Genomic DNA, 17,727 nt, shown 5'->3' with positions numbered 1-17,727 from the left:
GTGATGGCGGATGCAGTTTCCGATCTGCGCGACCGGGCGCAGGATTTGGATCTGGCGGACGGTCTGGCCGCGCGAGCGGATCTGTTCGATCTGCCGCGTGGCGTGATCTATCTGGACGGTAACTCCCTCGGCCCGCCGCCGCGTGGCGTGATGGATCGTCTGACCCGCGTCGCGGGGCAGGAATGGGGTGTCGACCTGATCACCAGTTGGAACAAGAACGGCTGGATGGGTTTCGGGGCGCGGATCGGTGCGCGCATCGCGGCCCTGGTCGGCGCGGCACCGGAATCGATCCGGGCCTGCGATTCCACATCGGTCAATCTGCTGAAGGTTCTGTCCGCTGCCCTGTCTCTCCGGCCCGGCCGGCGGATCGTGATATCCGAACGGGGCAATTTCCCGACCGATCTTTATGTCGCCCAACGCCTGTTGGAGGAACTGGGCGGCGGCTATGCCCTGCGGCTGATCGACGACGCTGAAACCGACCTGGACGATGCGCTGGATGCAGATGTGGCGGTCGTGATGCTGACCCAGACGGACTACCGGTCGGGCCGCAAGCTGAACATGCGTCGGGTGTCGGACGCAATTCATCAGGCCGGGGCGCTGGCTTTATGGGATCTGGCCCATAGCGCGGGGGCGTTTGAGGTCAATCTGGACGCGGACGGCGCGGATTTCGCGGTCGGATGCGGCTACAAGTTCCTGAATGGCGGGCCGGGCGCACCGGCCTTCGTCTACGCCGCTGAATCGCATCGCGAAACCGCCCGGCCGATCCTGGCGGGATGGCTCGGGCATGCGGCCCCTTTCGATTTCCGCCCCGATTACGAGCCGGCGCCGGGCATGGACAGGTATGTGATCGGGACGCCTCCCGTTCTGTCCATGGCGGCGCTGGAGACGGCCCTGGAAGCTTATGACGGCGTCGACGGCAGGATGATCGAGGCGAAGACGGCGGGCCTGGGCGACTTCTTTATCGACTGCGTTGAGGCGCTTGTACCGGACGAGGCGGGGCTACTTCTCGCCAGCCCGCGCGACAGGACACGCCGTGGCGCGCAGGTCTCCTTCCGGCATTCGGAGGGGTATGCGGTGATGCAGGCCCTGATCGCGCGCGGGGTGATCGGCGACTTCCGGGCGCCGGATATCGTGCGGTTCGGTTTCTCGCCGCTCTACCTGACCTATGGCGCGGTTCTGGACGCCGCCGTCATATTGGCCGAGATTTTCACGACCCACGAATGGGATCGGCCCGAGTACAAGACCCGGGCCGCCGTAACCTGACCGTAAGCGGATCTCGAGGACCCGTATCCGGAAGGGCTTATTCCAGAATGGTGATCCCGCCCGCCGCGACGGTGCTGCCCTGGGCGACGACGTCACAGCCGCCGCTGGCCGCCGCCAGGGTGATTTCCTGCTTCAGCGACGGGGACACCCGCATCGAATAGGCCAGGGCCACACGGTGGATATCGACATCCTTTTCGATCAGCAGGGCCTTGAAGGCGCTGACCGTGCCGCCGCAGAACGCTTTGCGGTCCTGGGCGTGGCGCACCGACGCGTAATTCGCCAGGTCGGTGACATAGGCGTTCAATTCGCGCGTTGCCGCGCTGCCGTGCAGCTTGTTGAAATAGTCTTTCAGGGCCGAGCCGTGCTTCTGCAGATGCGGGCGATACTTGACGGCGAAGGCGTTGTACCGGTCGCGTTCGTTGCAAGACAGGGCCGAGACCATCAGATCGGACTGCAGCGTGCGGACGGAAAGGGCCAGCGTGTGGTTCGGGACAATCCCATTCAAACAGGCCTGGGCGACGCCCGAAATCGACATTGTTGCGGCGAGCGTGGCAGCGATTGCCGTCGCGCGCCATTTACGGGAACGGCGTGCCTGCGTGGACTGATCGACCGTCAATGACCCTCTCCCTCTCCCGGGGCCGCGCGCCGCGATGCGCACGGCAACCCCAATTGCGTAGCGGGTTGAGTTTATAAAAGCCTTCTGCCCTAATTCAAGTGAAGCTTTTCAAGCTTTTCCGCCAAGGGCTTAGCAAACCCATTACACAAAGCCGTCATTGGAACGGCACATTTCGGATTCGGGGGCGGTCTTCCGGTCAGTTCAGACCGTTCAGATCGTCCAGAAGCATCCGGATGCGGCCGCTGTCATGGCTCTCCATCACCATGCGGGCGCGATTGGCGGCGGCGGTGAACTCGATCTGGCGGATTCGTTGTTTCACCCGTAATAGGCTGGTCGACGCCATGGACAGGTCGCGAATGCCGAGACCGACCAACAGCGCGGTGAAGCGAGGATCGCCGGCGATCTCGCCACAGACCGACACCGGAATGCGCGCCCGAAGCGCCGCCTGAACCGCGAAATCCATCAGCCGCAGCACCGCCGGATGCAGCGGGTTATAGAGATGGGCGACCTGTTCGTCCGTCCGGTCGATGGCCAGGGTGTACTGGGTCAAATCATTGGTGCCGATGGCGAAGAAATCCGCCACCTGGGCCAGGGAATCGGCCGCGATCGCCGCGCCCGGCACTTCGATCATGACGCCCAGGGGCGGCAGCGGATCGGCGAAATCGACCCCGCGCCGGCGCAGACGCTTTGCGACACGGCCCAGGATTTCCCGGACCTGCCGGACTTCGCCCGCAGTCGCGATCATGGGCAAAAGGATGCGCACCGGACCGTGCGCCCCGGCCCGCAGGATGGCGCAAAGTTGGGTTTCCAGCAGTTTGGGCCGTTTCAGCGACAGCCGGATCGCACGCAAACCCAATGCGGGGTTGGGGGAGGGCGCCAGATCGTCGCCGAGGGCATAGGCCAGTTTCTCGCCACCGACATCCATGGTGCGGATGGTGACGGGACGGCCTTTCATCGCCCGCACCACTTCCGCCAGCGCCGTGTACTGGTCGTCTTCGTCCGGCGGCGTGTCGCGGTTCATGAACATGAATTCGGTACGGAACAGGCCGACGCCGTCTGCGCCGTTGCGAGAGGCGATTTCCGCCTCGCGGGGCAGTTCCAGATTGGCCTCCAGCCGCACCGTGACGCCGTCGCGGGTCGCCGCGGGCTCGTCGATCAGCGCTTCGAGGCGGCGTTGGTCGCGGACTTGCTTGGCATGTTTGTCGCGATAACGCGCTTCGGTCGCCGGGGCCGGGCGCAGAATCACGACCCCTTCGGTACCGTCCAGGATGACCTCGGTCCCTGGGGACGGGGCGTGAAAGGCACCTAGCCCCAGCACGGCCGGGATGCCCAGTGACCGCGCCAGGATCGCGGTATGGCTCTGCGCACCGCCCTGGGACGCGGCGAAGCCGTTGATACGGCCCGGATCCATCATTGCCGTATCGGCGGGACTGATGCTCTCGGACAGGACGACCGATCCCTCCGGCGCGCCGGCAAAGGCGTTTTTCGGGGCGTCGGTCAGGTTCCGCAGCACACGATAGGCGACTTCGCGCACATCGTCGGCGCGGGCGGCAAGATATCGGTTATCCATGGCCTGGAAGCCGGTGACGATGGCGTCGCATTCCGCCTTCATCGCCGCGGCGGCGTTGCGGCCCTCGTCCTGAATGCGTTTGCGCGCGCCGCGCACCAGGCGGGAATCGCCCAGCATCTGGACATGGGCTTCCAGAATATCGCCCAGTTCTGCCGCCGCTGCGTCGGGCAGCCGTCCGCGAATCCGTTTCAGCGCCAGGATCTGGCGGCGGCTCTTACGGACCGCCTTGTCCAATCTCTCGATTTCCTGGGCCAGACCGTCGGCGCCGATCGTGTGATCGGAAACGCCATAGCCCGCAGCGTCGATCAGCGTAATCCGGCCAAAGGCGACGCCGGGCGAAACGCCGATCCCCTGCAGGATCGTTTCGCCGGTTCTCGCATCGGATGGGACCTTTGCGGACATGGCGGCGTCAATTCTCCTCGTGGAAACCGGCCTCCACCAAAGCCACGATTTCGGCCAGCGCCGCCTCGGCCTCAGGCCCCTCGGCGCGGACGTCGATGCTGGTTCCCTTGGCGGCGGCCAGCATCATCAACCCCATGATCGATGTGCCCGTCACGGTCTGTCCGTCCTTGGAAACCTCGATCTCGGCGTCGAACTTCTCGGCCGTTTGGACGAATTGCGCGGCGGCGCGCGCGTGCAATCCGCGCGAATTTCGGATCGTCAATGTACGCATGATCATCCCAGCAGAGTGCTGGCCACATTGATGTATTTCGTGCCCGCTTCCTGCGCCAATGCGACCGCCTTGTCCAGCGGCTCCACCGACCGGACCTTGGCCAGCTTGATCAGCATGGGAAGGTTCAGCCCGGCGATCACTTCAACCTTGGCTTGGTCCATGATCGAAATCGCCAGGTTGGACGGGGTCCCGCCGAACATATCGGTCAGCAGCACCACGCCTTCGCCCGACTCCACGGATTTCACCGCCTCCAATATGTCGACGCGCCGCCGTTCCATATCGTCGTCGGGACCGATGCAGATCGCGGTCACCTTTTCCTGCGGGCCGACCACATGTTCCATTGCCGCGACGAATTCCCGCGCCAACCCGCCATGGGTCACCAGTACCAGTCCGATCATGCGCTATCCTTCTCCAGACCGTCCCTGTTTGCCTTTCCGGCATCCGGCTTCGGCATATCCCGGTGGAAACGATACGCCGCGCGCCCCTGATCCGTCAGCCATAAAGCCAATCTCTCAGCCATATAGACTGACCGATGTTTGCCGCCCGTGCAGCCGAATGCAATGGTCAGATAGCTTTTTCCCTCTGTCTCCTGTCGCGGCAATACCCGCGCCAGCAGCGTCTGCAGGTCCTGAAGGAAGCCCGCACAGTCCGGATCGGCGGCGATGGCCTCGCCGACCGCCGGGTCCAGACCGGTCAGATCGCGCAGGGCCGGGTCGTAATGCGGGTTCTTCAGGAAGCGGACATCCAGCACCATATCCGCCTCTCGCGGGACGCCACGGCGATAGGAAAAGGACATGACCGTGATCGCCGCGCCGACCGCGGCTCCGCCGCCGAACAGCGAGGTCATGCGCTGCTTGAACTCCCAGACCGTCAGACCCGTCGTGTCGACCATCATGTCCGCCCGCTCGGCCAAAGGCGCAATGGCGCGGCGTTCCAGACGGATTCCGTCGGCGACCGGACGGTCGGCTGCCAGCGGATGACGCCGCCGGGTTTCGGTGAACCGGCGCAGCAACTCATCATCGTCGCAGTCCAGGAAGACGGTCGTGATCCGCAATCCGTCGGCATTCTTCAGCTTGTCGATCTCAACCTGCAGCGTGCCGACACCGAAATCGCGGCTTCGGATATCGACCCCGATGGCAATGGGGGCGGCGTGCCGGTCCTCGCGGATCGATTGCGCCAGCCGGGCCAGGAAGGTCAGCGGCAGGTTGTCCACTGCTTCGAATCCCAGATCCTCCAGCACCGCCAGAGCGGTCGATCGGCCGGCGCCGGACATGCCCGTGACCAGAACCAGGTCCAAAGTGTCGCGATTGCCGGTCATGGCACCACACCGACGCCCTGGCGCAGGGCAAGGCGCAGCTTCGCGGGGGCCGAGGCCTCAAATGGCGCGACGGCCACGCGGGGAAGACGGATGCCGCTGATCGTATCGTCGGTTGCCTCCGGCAGGCGGACCGGTTTCGCGTCCAGGTCGGCCAGCAGCGACAAGGCGACGGATTCGCGGTAGGGCAGGGTGACAATGCCGACGCCGCGCACTTCCAACAGGCCGGACAGGGCGGCCGGGGCGGACGCGATGACCTGTCCGTCCTCGGCGCTCAGGGCGGTTTGGTCGTCGGCGACAAGCTCGGCGCCGTCCTCAATCAAGCGCAGCGCCAGGTCGGATTTCCCCGATCCCGGTCTGCCGCGCAACAATACGCCGCGCCCGTCAATGGCGATCGTGGTGGCGTGCACCGTCAGCATTGTTTGATTGTCGCCCCTCAACTATCGACATCGTCGACCTGCCTAACGGCCGCAGGGTGCGGGGCGGTGCATTGCCTGTCAATCGGGATGACGGTGCGGGCCGCCCACCGGCTTAGACGGAGCCGGGCCTTTCGACGACCAGAATGCGGGACGGTTCCAGCGGTTCCGCACGGTGCTCGTCGCCTTCCGTGCAATGGACGATATCGCCGGGCGTCATGTCGATGTGGGCTTCATGACCTTCTGCATCGCGGATATGCATGCGCACCGCGCCGGTCAGCAGGGCAAAGACCTCCGGCCCGTCATTGACGTGCCAGATATAGGCCTCATCGGTCCAATGCAGCCGTACCGTCGCGGCGTCGAAGCATTCGATGTCCAGCGCGGCCCAGGGGCGGTCGCCGGTGAACTGGGATGGTTGAATATGGCGCATGGCGGTCTCCGGGGTCAGGCGGTTCGGCTGGCGGTGCGGAATCGGTCGCGGTATTCCGCCGGTGACAGGCCCAGCACGCGTTGAAAGGACCGGCGCATCCGCTCGGCGTCGCCGAAGCCTCTCGCCGCTGCGACCCGTTCCAGACCGCGCGCGCCGTCTTCCAGGTCGCGCCGGGCGGCGTCGACACGGGCGCGTTCGACGAATTTGGCGGGCGGCATGCCGAAGGTTTCGGTGAAACGGCGCTGAAAGCTGCGGCGGCTCATCGCCGCACGGTCGGCCATCGTCTCGACATCGATCGGCCGGTCCAGATGGTTGAACAGCCAACCCATCAGCGTGTCGAAGGCCGATCCGCCACGCTCCTGGGCCAGCAGTTCGGAGGAAAATTGCGATTGGCCGCCGGGACGCTTCAGATAGAGAACCAACTCCCGCGCCGTCGCCAGCGCGACCGACCGACCGAGATCCTGTTCGATCAGCGCCAACGCCATGTCCATACCGGATGTCACGCCGGCCGCCGTCCAGATATTGCCGTCCTGACAGTACAGCGCGTCGGGTTCCACCTGAACGGACGGAAATTCGCTGGTCAGGCGCGGCACCGATTCCCAATGGGTCACGGCCCGCCGCCCGGACAACAAGCCTGCTTCCGCCAGCAGGAAGGCGCCGCTGCAAACCGAACAAAGGCGTCGGACCTCGCGGCTGCCGCGACGCAACCAGTCCATCAGCGCGTCGTCGTCCCGCATCGCATGAACCCCCAGCCCGCCCGGAACAATTACGGTGTCGAAGCGGTTCGGGTCGCAATCATACAGATGCTGGGCCGGTCCCAGGCTGTAGCCGCTGCTGCTGACCGCCTCCGTGCCGCGGGCGGATAACAGGACGGTCCGGTAATGCGGCCCGGCGAAGCGGTTGGCCATGGTGAACGCTTCCAGGGGACCGATCACGTCCAGCATCTGAAATTGGGGCCAAAGGATCAGGGCGATTTCACGGTCGGTCATCGGGACACCGTTTGTTGATCGTGCCGGACACTTTGCCAGCCGGTCGGGCTGGCGCATAGGTCATAGATCCATCAATTCGCGCCAAAGGGGGGCTAAAAAGGGTGGCGGCCGCCGGTGGGGGGGATACCGGCGGCCGCCTATCGCGGTTGCAACGACTTCGTTCCTGGAAGTCGCTCCGGGGCCATTGGGGGGGCGCCCCGGTGAGAGGGGAGGTCTCAGCGCCTTAGATATTGGAATTTCGAGCGGCGTTTTAAGAGGTGAAAATAAGGCAATTTCGGGGCAGGTACCCGATTACCGTCATCGTTCGGATACGGCGAGATGGACGCCCAGCCCGATCAGGATGGATCCGCCGGCCCAACGCGCGATCCGGATGGCCTTTTCGCCGCGTTTCAGCCCCGTCATGACGGCCGATGTCAGCAGAACCGCCACGACATCGGCGAGGGAGAAGGCAATGTTCACGACCGTTCCCAGAATCAGCATCTGCGCCCAGATCGGCAGGATCGCGGACGGGTCGACGAATTGCGGCAGGAAGGCGATGTAGAACAGCGCCGTCTTCGGATTCAGAACCTCAACCGTAACGCTTTGCAGGAAGGCACGTTTACCGTTCCGCGCCGGCTTCCCGTCGGGAATGTCCGCATTCGGGTCGAAGCGGCTGCGGATGATGCGATAGCCGATATAGATCAGATAGACCGCACCGGCGATTTTCAGTCCCGCATAGAGCGTCGGAACCAGCGCGAACAGGGCCGACAGACCCAGTGCCGCCCCGGCGACATGGGCGAATCCGCCCATGTGAATGCCCAACGCCGCCATGAAGCCGCCCTGACGGCCATGAGCCAAGGTCTGTGCCGCGGTATAAAGCAGCGCAGGACCGGGCATGATGGCGAAAACGATGGTGGCTGCCATGAAGGGCAACAGCAGGTCCCATGCGGGCATGATCGGTAATCTCCTTCGAAACGGGTCCTGCCCGCCGCGAAGGCGTCAGGACGTAAAATCGCGCGTGTCGTCGATGACCTTGCCATCGTTGGGCAGAGTGCCGGGCTCCACAAGGGCCACTTTGGCGTTCAGCTTGGTGACGCTCTGAACGGTCTCGGCGATGCGGGCGGCGTCGATGTCGCCGGTGCATTCGCATTGGACGGTCATGACGTCCTTTTTGGCCTCGTCGGAGGCGATGACGACCCGGGCCTTGGCGATTTCCGCATGACGGGCGACGATCTCCGCGACCTGGGAGGGCCGCACGAACATGCCGCGGATCTTGGCGGTCTGATCGGCGCGGCCCATCCAACCCTTGATGCGCGGCGCCGTGCGTCCGCAGGGGCTTATTCCGGGCAGGATCGCCGACAGATCGCCCGTCGCAAAACGGATCAGCGGATAGTCCGGATTGGTCAGCAGGGTCACCACGACCTCCCCGACCTCGCCTTCGGGCACGGGCGTTCCGGTGCCGGGGCGGACGATTTCGACGATCACGCCTTCCTCGGTGATTAGTCCTTCCATGGCGTCGCTTTCATAGGCGACGCAGCCCAGATCGGCCGTGCCGTAGTTCTGCAGGCAGGTTAGTCCCCGGTCGTGATAATCCTGGCGCATGGAGGGGAAAAGCGGTCCGGCCCCTACCGACAGTTTCTTCAGGGATGACAGATCGACGCCCAACTCGTCCGCCTTGTCCAACAGCGCCTTTGGATAATCCGGCGTTCCCGCATATCCGGTCGCGCCGAACAGGCTCATCGCATGGACGACGGCTTCCGTATTGCCGATCCCTGCCGGCAGGACCACCGCACCGCAGGCATGGGCGGCTTCTTCAAACATGCGGCCGGCCGGCGTCAGGTGATATGAGAAGCAATTGGCGACAATATCGCCGGGCCGGAAACCGGCGGCCCAGACGGCACGTCCGAAGCGCCACCAATCGTTCTTCGGGGAATGGCCGTCCGGGTCCAGGATCGGACCGGGCGACATATAGAGCCGCGCCAGGCCGGAAACCGGTGTCGACGTCATGCCCGCGAAGGGCGGCGTGGCCTTCTGTTTCTCCAGCAGATCCGACTTGCGAACCAGCGGCAGGGCCGCCAGTGCCGAGGCGTCTTTCAGACCGTCCGGATCGACATCGGCCAGGCTGTTCTGGAAGTAAGGGGCTTTTGCCTTGGCGAAAGCGACCTGCGCCTTCAACTGGCCGAATTGACGGTCCGCCCGCGCATCGGCGCTTTCGGTCTCAAAGGCGTCGAAAAAGTCGGTCATAACATCCTTACAGCCAGCGTTTGCGGCGCTTGTAGTGTTTCACTTCGCGGAAGTTCTTGCGGCCTTCCGTGGACAGGCCGAGATAGAATTCCTTCACGTCCTCGTTCGACAGCAGGGCATCCGCCGCGCCGTCCATCACCACGCGGCCGTTCTCCAGGATATAGCCGTAATCGGCATAGCGCAGGGCGACGTTGGTGTTCTGCTCTGCCAGCAGGAAGGTGACGCCTTCATCCTCGTTCAGGCGTTTCACGATCTCGAAAATCTGCTCCACGAGCTGCGGCGCCAGACCCATGGACGGTTCGTCCAACAGGATCAGCTTGGGGCGGGCCATCAGGGCGCGGCCGATCGCGCACATCTGTTGCTCGCCGCCGGAGGTGTATCCGGCCTGACTTTTGCGCCGTTCCTTCAGGCGCGGGAAATATTCATAGACCAGTTCCAGGTCCGCTTTGACTTCGCTGCTGTTACCGCGCGTGTAGGCCCCGGTCATCAGATTTTCTTCCACCGTCAGATGCTCGAAGCAATGACGGCCTTCCATCACCTGAACGCAGCCGCGCTTGACCAGGTCGTTGGCGGTCAGGTGCTGAACCTTCTCCCCCGCCAGTTCGATCGTCCCTTTGGTTACTTCGCCGCGTTCGGCGCGCAACAGGTTGGATATCGATTTCAGTGTCGTGCTTTTGCCCGCGCCGTTGGCGCCCAGCAGGGCGACGATCCCGCCCTCGGGGACCGACAGGGAGACACCTTTGAGCACCAGGATCACGTGGTCGTAGATCACTTCCACGTTGTTGATCTGCAGCAGCGGTTCCGTTACGGCGGCCTGACCTGCCAGATCGGTTGCTTGGACGCTCATTCGGTGTCTCCCTATTCGGCTTAACGCTTACGCTAGTTCCGCTTTATCCGCGCCTTACGAGCAGCTGCGGGCTTCCAGGCCCTGCTCTTTGGCGTAGTTCGCGGCTTCTTCTTCCAGGATCGGACGGGTCAGATCGGCCATGGCCGGGATCCAATCCGAAACGATCTCATACTCTTTGCCGTTCCACTGCTGGATCAGGACCGCCGGGTTCTGACCTTCGTGGTTTTCGCAGGTGACCGTAACCGGCGGGACCAGGCCCTTGGCGCCGATCGCCGCGATGTCGTCTTCCGACAGATCGAGGTTCTCCAGAGCCCACTGCATTTCCTCGCCGGTGATGACGCGGTTGCCGTATTTGCTTTGGGCCAGCTTGACCGCCTCAACGACATAGATCGCGTTGGCAACGCCGCGGTTGTAGAGCACACGGCCCCACTGATCGCCCTTACCGGCGGCCTTGCCGGCGTCATAGACGTGCTTCTTCAGGTCGGCATAGACCGGATAGTCGTCGCCCGCACCATGGAAGGTCGCAGCCTTGTAGCCGACACCGCCGTCGCCTGCGGCTTCGACGGCGTCTTCGCCCGCGGCCCACCAGTTGCCGATGAACTTGTCCATCGGGAACTTGATCGCCGCGGCTTCGTTGACGGCCGTGCCGTTCATCGCGCCCCAGCCCCACATGATGGCGTAGTCCGGACGCTGACGGCGGATTTTCAGCCAGATCGACTTCTGTTCCGTCATCGACGCCGGCGGCACCGGGTAGCGGTCATAGGAGAAACCGAACTTCGCAGCCAGAACGTCCAGCGTCGGCAGCGGCTCCTTCCCATAGGGGTGGTCCAGATAGATATAGGCGAAGTTCTTACCCCGCAGCGCGTCGAGGCCGCCTTCCTGGTTCGCGATATACTGGACGATGGCCGTGGCCTGGTTCCAGTAGGTTGACGGGAAGTTGAAGACGTACGGGAAGTACTGGCCCGCCGCCGCCGAGGTCCGGCCATAGCCCATGGACAGGATCGGAATTTTGTCCTGGGTGGCTTTTTCGATCAGGGCATAGGTGATGCCGGTCGACCACGGGCTGTAGACGGTCGCACCGCCGCCTTCGTTCTTCGTACGGTCATAGCACTCGACGCCGCGGTCGGTGTTGTAACCGGTTTCGCACTCGACAACCTTGAATTTGACGCCGTTGACGCCGCCGTCGCGTTCGTTGATCAGCGTGAAATAGTCGGCGTAACCGTCGGCCAGCGACACGCCACCCGGCGCGTACGGACCGGTCCGGTAGACCGTCGACGGAATAACCTGTTCCTGGGCCGAGGCGGTGCCGGCCGCAAAGGCGCTGACACCGACCGCTGCGCCCAGCGCCAGACCCATCAGGGCCTTGGGCTTTGTCATCAAACGTCTCACCAACATGGTACATTTCCTCCTTGTTATAGGTCGTTTTACCGCCCTCTTATCCCCGAGGGTTTGGGTCTTAGCGGCGGCGCCGTTCTCTCTCGACGGCACTTGTTCGCTCCCGAAAGCTTAGTGCGGGAACGGCCACAATCTCAATTTCTCCTTCGCGATCTGCCACAGACGCGCCAATCCGTGCGGTTCGACGATCAGGAAAAAGATGATCGCCGCGCCGAAGATCATGAACTCCAGATGCGCGACGATGTCGGTCGCGATTTCCAGACCGAACCAGCCGGGCACGTTGTTCAGGAAGATCGGCAGCAGGAAGATGAAGGCCGCACCGAGAAAGGCGCCCAGAACAGAGCCGAGCCCGCCGATGATGACCATGAACAGGACGTCGAAGGACCGGCCGATGTCGAAGGCCGTCGGCTCCACCGTATTGATGTAGCAGAAGGACCAGAGCGCACCGGCAACGCCGCAGTAGAAGGAGCTGATGGCGAAGGCGCTGAGCTTGGTCTGCAGCGGCCGGATGCCGATCAGCTCCGCCGCGATGTCCATGTCGCGGATCGCCATCCAGCTGCGTCCGACACGGCTGCGCGCCATGTTGCGCGCAATGATCGCCAGGATTACCACGAAGGTCAGGACGAAGAGATACTTCGCCTCCGGGATCGCCTGTGCGCCGGTGACGTGATAGCCGAGGATCGTTGTCGGCGGTGCGGAGGGCACGCCGGAGACGGAATTGTTCACGAACCACGGGATCGACTGGAACAGCCAGAGCAGGAAGAACTGCGCGGCCAGGGTCGCCACCGCCAGATAGAAGCCCTTGATCCGCAGGCTGGGCAATCCGAACGCGATGCCGACGGCGGCGGCGAACAGGCCGCCGACGAGGACCGGAATCCAGACCGGCAGGAAGTCCGGCATGTTCGTCGCGACCTTGTACGACATATAGGCACCGGCCGCCATGAACCCGCCGGTACCGAGCGACAGCTGCCCTGCATAACCGGTCAAGATGTTCAGCCCCATCGCGGCGATCGACAGGATCAGCACTGGCACCATGATCGATTCGATCCAGTACTGGGATCCGAAGGCCGGTATCAGGATTGCGGCGACCAGGACGACACCGATGACAAAGTACCGGTCCATCGGGATCGGCAGCATCTGCTGATCGGCGGCGTAGCTCGTTTTGAATTGGCCTGCTTCGCGGTAGAACATGGCTTAAAGGCTCCTCACACGCGCTCGATGATCTTTTCGCCAAACAGTCCCTGGGGTCGGAACACCAGGAAACCGAGCGCGAGAATGTAGGCGAACCATTCTTCGATCGCGGCGGGGAAGCCGCTGTAGATATAGGTCTGAATGGCATCGACCAGGAAGATCTCGGCCAGCTTCTCGCCGGCGCCGATGATCAGCCCACCGACAATGGCGCCGGGAATGGACGTGAACCCGCCCAGGATCAGCACCGGCAATGCTTTCAGTGCCAGGATCGACAAGGAGAACTGAACGCCGAGTTTCGACCCCCACATGATGCCCGCGACGAGGGCCACGAAACCGGCCACCGACCAGACGATGATCCAGATGTGGTTCAGCGGAATCCCGATCGAAAGGGCCGCCTGGTGGTCGTCCGCCACCGCGCGCAACGCCCGCCCGATCCGGGTGTAGTGAAAGAACAGCGCCAGCGTCACGACAAGGATGCTGGCGACGATTGCGGCGAACAGGTCGGAGTCCTGGATCATCGCGTCGCCGACGAAGGTCACGTCATCGGGAATGCCGATGTCCAGCGGCTTGATGTTGGAGCCCCAGATCAATTCCCCGAAGCCTTCCAGGAAAATGGCGATCCCGATCGTGGCCATGAACAGGGAGATATGCGCCTGGTTCACCAGCGGCCGCAGCACGACACGCTCGACCACCAGCGCCAGCAGGATCATGACGCCCATCGTCACGATGAAGGCGAGGGCGACCTGCAAGACGACAGGCAGATCGCTGAATACCTCCAGGAATCCGACGAAATTCAGCGCCGCGAACAGGACCATCACGCCCTGGGCAAAGTTGAACACGCTCGACGCCTTGAAGATCAGCACAAAGCCCAGCGCGACCAGGGAGTACATCACCCCGGCCATCAGGCCGCCGATCAGGACTTCGAAGAAGAACCAGATGGAGAAGGGGTCGACGCCCAGAAGATTGGCAAACGTTTCCATGTGTCTATCCCCGTCAGTCGTGCGCCACGCCAAGATAGGCGTCGATAACAGCCTGGTTCTTACGGACTTCGTCCGGCGTTCCATCGGCCAAAAGAGATCCGTGATCCAGGACCACGACGCGGTCGGACAGGTCCATGACGACGCCCATATCGTGTTCGATCAGGGCGATGGTCGTTCCGAAATGTTCGTTCACGTCGATGATGAAGCGCGACATGTCCTCTTTTTCTTCGAGGTTCATGCCCGCCATCGGTTCGTCCAGCAGCAGCAATGTCGGCTGCGCGGCCAATGCCCGGCCCAGTTCGACCCGCTTCTGCAGCCCATAGGGCAGGCGGCCGACCGGCGTCTTCCGGATCGCCTGGATTTCCAGGAAGTCGATGACTTCTTCGACGAATTCGCGGTGTTCCAGTTCTTCCGACCGGCCGCGGCCGATATAGAAGGCCTGCTCCAGCAGGGACGCCTTCTGTTTCAGGATGCGGCCCGTCATGATGTTGTCCAGGGTCGTCATGCCCTTGAACAGCGCGATGTTCTGGAAGGTGCGGGCAATGCCGTTCGATGCCGCGTCATGCGGGCGCATCGGGCTGTAGGTCTTGCCGTTGTACCAGATCGAGCCTTCCTGCGGCTGGTAGAAGCCGTTGACCACGTTCAGCATCGACGATTTGCCGGCGCCGTTGGGCCCGATGATCGACCGGACCTCGCCCTTGCGGATGTCGAAGGACACGTCGCTGATCGCCTTCACCCCGCCGAAGCGCATGGTGATGTTTTCGACCCGCAGGATGACGTCGCCGATCCGGCCCGGCTTGCCGCCGGGATCCGTCGACGCGGAATCCCGCGCTGTGGATGCGGTATCGTTCAAACCCTAACCTCCCTCGCCCAGGCGTGTGGCCCGACCGTTTCTTCTTTATTGTTTCCGGCGCGCGGTCTTATTCCGCCGCGGCCTTGAATCCCCCGCCGGCCGGCGTGAACTGTTCCACGTCGACGATGTCGACCGTAGCGTCCAGCATGCCCTTGCGTCCGTCCTCGAAGGTAATCTCGCTCTTGATCGTTCCGGTCTTGGCGTTCGGATCGTACAGCGCATCGATCAGCGGCTGGTATTTCTCGGCGATGAAGCCGCGCCGCACCTTGCTGGTCCGGGTCAGTTCGCCGTCATCCGCGTCCAGCATTTTGGGCAGCAGCAGGAAGCGTTTGATCTGCGATCCCGCCACCATTTCTTCCTGGCTGAGGTCGCGGTTCACCTTTTCCACATGCGCCCTGACGATCTCGTAGACTTCCTTGCGCGACGACAGGTCCTGATAGGAGGCATAGGAGAGGTTGTTCCGCTCCGCCCAGCTTCCGACGGCTTCCAGGTCGATGTTGATGAAGCAGGCGCAATAATCCCGCTCATGTCCGAAGGCGACGACCTCTTTGATATTCGGGAAGAACTTCAGCTTGTTCTCGATGTATTTCGGCGCGAACAGCGTGCCGTTGTTCAGCTTCCCGACATCCTTGGCCCGGTCGATGATCTTCAGGTGGCCGCGGTCGTCGACGAAGCCCGCGTCGCCGGTATGGACCCAGCCATCCTCGGTCTTGGCGGATTTCGTGGCTTCCGGGTTCTTGAAATATTCGACGAAGACGCCCGGGCTGCGGAACATGACCTCGCCGCTTTCGGCGATCCGCAGTTCGACCTCCGGCGCAGGCGTGCCGACGGTGTCGTCATAGATCTCGCCGTTCGGCTGAATGGTGATGAACACCGCCGCCTCGGTCGACCCGTAGAGCTGCTTCAGGTTGACCCCGATCGAGCGGTAGAAGGAGAAGATGTCCGGCCCGATCGCCTCGCCGGCCGTATAGCCGATGCGCACCCGGGTCAGCCCCAGGACGTTCTTCAGCGGTCCGTAGACCAGCAATTCGCCCAACCCATAGGTCAGGCGGTCGACCAGGCCGACGGATTTGCCGTCCAGGATTTTGACCCCGACCTTGCGGGCATGATCCATGAAGAAATGGAACATTTTGCGCTTCAACGTCCCGGCATCTTCCATCCGGATCATCACCGTGGTCAGGATGTTCTCGAAGATACGCGGCGGCGCGAAGAAATAGGTCGGACCCAATTCCCGCAGGTCGGTGAGGACCGTTTCGGAATTCTCCGGACAGGCGACGCAGAACCCGCAGATGAAGGCCTGCCCGTAGGAGAAGATGTGATCCCCGATCCAGGCGATCGGCAGATAGGCCAGGCTTTCATCCGTCGACCGCAGGCCTTCGAAAATCGCACCGTTATAGGCCGCCCGCATCACGTTGCGGAAGCTCAGGCTGACACCCTTCGGATTGCCCGTCGTGCCCGAGGTGTAGGGGATGATCGAAATATCGTCATGCTGACCCTTGTCGACCTCGTCGTCGATCAGGGTCGGATTCTGCGCCAGCAATTCCGCGCCGCGGGCCACCACCACGTCGTAATGATGCAGGAAGGCCTGCGGATAGTCGCGCACGCCGCGCGGCTCGTCATAGATGATGGTTTCCAGCTTCGGCAGGCGGTCCTTGATCGACAGCAGCTTGTCGACCTGTTCCTGGTCCTCGACCACGGCGAAGCGGACTTCGGCATGTTCCAGCGGATAGTGGATCTCCGCCGCGACGGAATCCTGATAGACGGGCACAGGGACCGCGCCCAGGCATTGCGCGACGCAAATGGTCCAGTACATCCGCGGCCTATTGTCGCCGATGATCGCGATCTTGTCGCCGCGCTCGACGCCCAATTCCTTCATGCCGGCGGCGAAGCGGAACACCTCGTCCTTCACGTCAGCCCAGGTATAGGACTGCCAGATGCCGTAGTTCTTTTCGCGCATGCTCGGCCGCGTTCCGTGCCGCTGCGCGTTATACCGCAACAGTTTCGGGAACGTGTCGTAGATGTCGAGATTCGGCAGATCGGCTGACGGCGGCATCGCCGCAGCCGAATAGGTTTGCGAACCGGTCATGACCAGTCGGTACCTCCCTCTTGCCCTGGCGCCGCTTTACTTGCCGCCCCGTTTTCGAGGTCGACCCGGCTGCCAATTCTTATCGTTGGCGTTATCCTAATGGCGCTGTATCGAAACCGACAAGGAATAGATTTCCGTATCGACCAACCAGTTCCATACGCTTGCGTATGGTTTGTACCGAAGGCAGAATGCGTCGTCAATACGCCTGCGTATGGAAAAAAATGATCCTGATCCATGCTGCGGCGCAATAAAAATACGAAAAGTGGGAGGAGGGGTCGTGGGACGTAAGTCACAAGGGGATGGTGCGACCAGCGCGCGGCTGACCCGGGAGGATTGGGTTCAGGCCGCATATCGTACCCTGTCGGACAGCGGGTCTCGGTCCCTGAATGTCGAAGCCCTGGCCAAACATCTGGGCGTCACGAAGGGCAGCTTCTATTGGCATTTCAAAGACCGGGCCGAGTTGCTGGGCGCGGTGCTGGACCGGTGGCATGTCCAATTGGTCATCTCCCGCGCCGAGGCATCGGGCGGCAGCGCCGCGGATCGCATCCGCTATATGCTGGACATCGTCGTGAATTCGCGCCGGCCTGGGCGGGGCGGGGCGCTGGAACTGGCGATGCGCAGTTGGGCCCGGCGGGATCCGCGCGTCGCGGAGGTCGTCGAATCCGTCGATCAGCGGCGTCTCGACTATACCGCCGGCCTGTTTCGGGAATGCGGCTATAGCGATGAGGAGGCCGAGGCCCGCGCGATGCTTCTGTTCTCCTATATCTTCTCGCAGGGGATCCTGAGTTTCACCAACGATCATGTCCTGAAGCAGCGGTTGCATGGCTTGTGCCGGACCCTGATCGAGGGCGAGATCGTCGCTGCCGCGGCGGAGTGAGTT

Annotated in this window: 18 protein-coding genes; 2 read left to right on the top strand and 16 right to left on the bottom strand. The window is 63.0% G+C overall.

All coding sequences use genetic code 11. From position 1 onward, the window contains the following. Window positions 1–3: 3 nt before the first annotated feature. Complete coding sequence (gene kynU, locus ACO06O_RS03675; protein ID WP_421876372.1) at window positions 4–1,263, top strand: kynureninase; 1,260 nt, start codon at window positions 4–6, stop codon at window positions 1,261–1,263. A gap of 37 nt (window positions 1,264–1,300) precedes the next feature. Here kynU and ACO06O_RS03670 read toward each other — a convergent pair whose 3' ends face one another. The 16 genes from ACO06O_RS03670 to ACO06O_RS03595 form a co-directional block, all read right to left on the bottom strand. Further along, complete coding sequence (locus ACO06O_RS03670; protein ID WP_421876370.1) at window positions 1,301–1,879, bottom strand: hypothetical protein; 579 nt, start codon at window positions 1,877–1,879, stop codon at window positions 1,301–1,303. A 196-nt stretch (window positions 1,880–2,075) separates the two neighbouring features. Next, a complete protein-coding gene (gene ptsP / locus ACO06O_RS03665; protein ID WP_421876368.1) occupies window positions 2,076–3,851 on the bottom strand; it encodes a phosphoenolpyruvate--protein phosphotransferase in 1,776 nt (591 codons plus the stop codon). A 7-nt stretch (window positions 3,852–3,858) separates the two neighbouring features. Next, window positions 3,859–4,122: an HPr family phosphocarrier protein gene (locus tag ACO06O_RS03660; RefSeq protein WP_420418241.1), complete on the bottom strand. Its 264-nt coding sequence runs from the start codon at window positions 4,120–4,122 to the stop codon at window positions 3,859–3,861. 2 nt (window positions 4,123–4,124) lie between these two features. After that, window positions 4,125–4,520, bottom strand: a complete 396-nt coding sequence (locus tag ACO06O_RS03655; RefSeq protein WP_420418240.1) for a PTS sugar transporter subunit IIA — start codon at window positions 4,518–4,520, stop codon at window positions 4,125–4,127. Beyond that, window positions 4,517–5,440 carry an RNase adapter RapZ gene (rapZ, locus tag ACO06O_RS03650; protein ID WP_421876366.1) on the bottom strand — a complete coding sequence of 308 codons (924 nt, stop codon included), beginning with the start codon at window positions 5,438–5,440 and terminating at the stop codon, window positions 4,517–4,519. The genes ACO06O_RS03655 and rapZ overlap by 4 nt, the downstream gene beginning before the upstream one ends. Then, the gene (locus ACO06O_RS03645) at window positions 5,437–5,856 is read right to left on the bottom strand and encodes an HPr kinase/phosphorylase (RefSeq protein WP_421876364.1); all 420 of its coding nucleotides are present in this window, start codon (window positions 5,854–5,856) and stop codon (window positions 5,437–5,439) included. The genes rapZ and ACO06O_RS03645 overlap by 4 nt, the downstream gene beginning before the upstream one ends. A gap of 112 nt (window positions 5,857–5,968) precedes the next feature. Next, the gene (locus ACO06O_RS03640) at window positions 5,969–6,283 is read right to left on the bottom strand and encodes a hypothetical protein (protein WP_421876362.1); all 315 of its coding nucleotides are present in this window, start codon (window positions 6,281–6,283) and stop codon (window positions 5,969–5,971) included. Window positions 6,284–6,297: 14 nt separating this feature from the next. Continuing rightward, the gene (locus ACO06O_RS03635; RefSeq protein WP_421876360.1) at window positions 6,298–7,272 is read right to left on the bottom strand and encodes a GlxA family transcriptional regulator; all 975 of its coding nucleotides are present in this window, start codon (window positions 7,270–7,272) and stop codon (window positions 6,298–6,300) included. 297 nt (window positions 7,273–7,569) lie between these two features. Continuing rightward, entirely contained in the window at window positions 7,570–8,205 is a 636-nt protein-coding gene (locus ACO06O_RS03630) for a LysE family translocator (protein WP_421876358.1), read from the bottom strand. A gap of 45 nt (window positions 8,206–8,250) precedes the next feature. Continuing rightward, entirely contained in the window at window positions 8,251–9,495 is a 1,245-nt protein-coding gene (locus tag ACO06O_RS03625; protein ID WP_421876356.1) for a phenylacetate--CoA ligase family protein, read from the bottom strand. Between the two features lie 7 nt (window positions 9,496–9,502). Next, window positions 9,503–10,342 (bottom strand): ABC transporter ATP-binding protein, encoded by an 840-nt coding sequence (locus tag ACO06O_RS03620; RefSeq protein WP_421876354.1) that lies wholly within the window; start codon window positions 10,340–10,342, stop codon window positions 9,503–9,505. A gap of 54 nt (window positions 10,343–10,396) precedes the next feature. Next, window positions 10,397–11,719 carry an ABC transporter substrate-binding protein gene (locus ACO06O_RS03615; RefSeq protein WP_421876352.1) on the bottom strand — a complete coding sequence of 441 codons (1,323 nt, stop codon included), beginning with the start codon at window positions 11,717–11,719 and terminating at the stop codon, window positions 10,397–10,399. A gap of 129 nt (window positions 11,720–11,848) precedes the next feature. After that, window positions 11,849–12,928, bottom strand: a complete 1,080-nt coding sequence (locus ACO06O_RS03610) for a branched-chain amino acid ABC transporter permease (protein ID WP_420418232.1) — start codon at window positions 12,926–12,928, stop codon at window positions 11,849–11,851. A gap of 14 nt (window positions 12,929–12,942) precedes the next feature. Beyond that, complete coding sequence (locus ACO06O_RS03605) at window positions 12,943–13,908, bottom strand: branched-chain amino acid ABC transporter permease (protein ID WP_420418231.1); 966 nt, start codon at window positions 13,906–13,908, stop codon at window positions 12,943–12,945. Window positions 13,909–13,921: 13 nt separating this feature from the next. Further along, on the bottom strand, window positions 13,922–14,761 hold the full coding sequence (locus ACO06O_RS03600; protein WP_420418230.1) for an ABC transporter ATP-binding protein: 840 nt from the start codon (window positions 14,759–14,761) through the stop codon (window positions 13,922–13,924). 67 nt (window positions 14,762–14,828) lie between these two features. Continuing rightward, window positions 14,829–16,847: an AMP-binding protein gene (locus ACO06O_RS03595; protein ID WP_421876350.1), complete on the bottom strand. Its 2,019-nt coding sequence runs from the start codon at window positions 16,845–16,847 to the stop codon at window positions 14,829–14,831. A gap of 277 nt (window positions 16,848–17,124) precedes the next feature. On the opposite strand from ACO06O_RS03595, the gene ACO06O_RS03590 reads away from it, so the two are divergent. After that, on the top strand, window positions 17,125–17,724 hold the full coding sequence (locus ACO06O_RS03590) for a TetR/AcrR family transcriptional regulator (RefSeq protein ID WP_421876347.1): 600 nt from the start codon (window positions 17,125–17,127) through the stop codon (window positions 17,722–17,724). Window positions 17,725–17,727: the final 3 nt, after the last annotated feature.

The sequence above is a fragment of the Pacificispira sp. genome, from assembly GCF_965228185.1.
Lineage (GTDB): Bacteria > Pseudomonadota > Alphaproteobacteria > UBA8366 > Aestuariispiraceae > Pacificispira.
Note: the sequence above shows the minus strand (reverse complement) of the source record. Positions and strands in the feature narration are given on the sequence as shown.

Coding starts and splice junctions, on each gene's coding strand:
- kynU (WP_421876372.1), top strand. CDS start 4: ATGGCGGATGCAGTTTCCGATCTGCGCGACCGGGCGCAGGATTTGGAT.
- ptsP (WP_421876368.1), bottom strand. CDS start 3,851: ATGTCCGCAAAGGTCCCATCCGATGCGAGAACCGGCGAAACGATCCTG.
- ACO06O_RS03660 (WP_420418241.1), bottom strand. CDS start 4,122: ATGCGTACATTGACGATCCGAAATTCGCGCGGATTGCACGCGCGCGCC.
- ACO06O_RS03655 (WP_420418240.1), bottom strand. CDS start 4,520: ATGATCGGACTGGTACTGGTGACCCATGGCGGGTTGGCGCGGGAATTC.
- rapZ (WP_421876366.1), bottom strand. CDS start 5,440: ATGACCGGCAATCGCGACACTTTGGACCTGGTTCTGGTCACGGGCATG.
- ACO06O_RS03645 (WP_421876364.1), bottom strand. CDS start 5,856: ATGCTGACGGTGCACGCCACCACGATCGCCATTGACGGGCGCGGCGTA.
- ACO06O_RS03640 (WP_421876362.1), bottom strand. CDS start 6,283: ATGCGCCATATTCAACCATCCCAGTTCACCGGCGACCGCCCCTGGGCC.
- ACO06O_RS03635 (WP_421876360.1), bottom strand. CDS start 7,272: ATGACCGACCGTGAAATCGCCCTGATCCTTTGGCCCCAATTTCAGATG.
- ACO06O_RS03630 (WP_421876358.1), bottom strand. CDS start 8,205: ATGCCCGCATGGGACCTGCTGTTGCCCTTCATGGCAGCCACCATCGTT.
- ACO06O_RS03625 (WP_421876356.1), bottom strand. CDS start 9,495: ATGACCGACTTTTTCGACGCCTTTGAGACCGAAAGCGCCGATGCGCGG.
- ACO06O_RS03620 (WP_421876354.1), bottom strand. CDS start 10,342: ATGAGCGTCCAAGCAACCGATCTGGCAGGTCAGGCCGCCGTAACGGAA.
- ACO06O_RS03615 (WP_421876352.1), bottom strand. CDS start 11,719: ATGACAAAGCCCAAGGCCCTGATGGGTCTGGCGCTGGGCGCAGCGGTC.
- ACO06O_RS03610 (WP_420418232.1), bottom strand. CDS start 12,928: ATGTTCTACCGCGAAGCAGGCCAATTCAAAACGAGCTACGCCGCCGAT.
- ACO06O_RS03605 (WP_420418231.1), bottom strand. CDS start 13,908: ATGGAAACGTTTGCCAATCTTCTGGGCGTCGACCCCTTCTCCATCTGG.
- ACO06O_RS03595 (WP_421876350.1), bottom strand. CDS start 16,847: ATGACCGGTTCGCAAACCTATTCGGCTGCGGCGATGCCGCCGTCAGCC.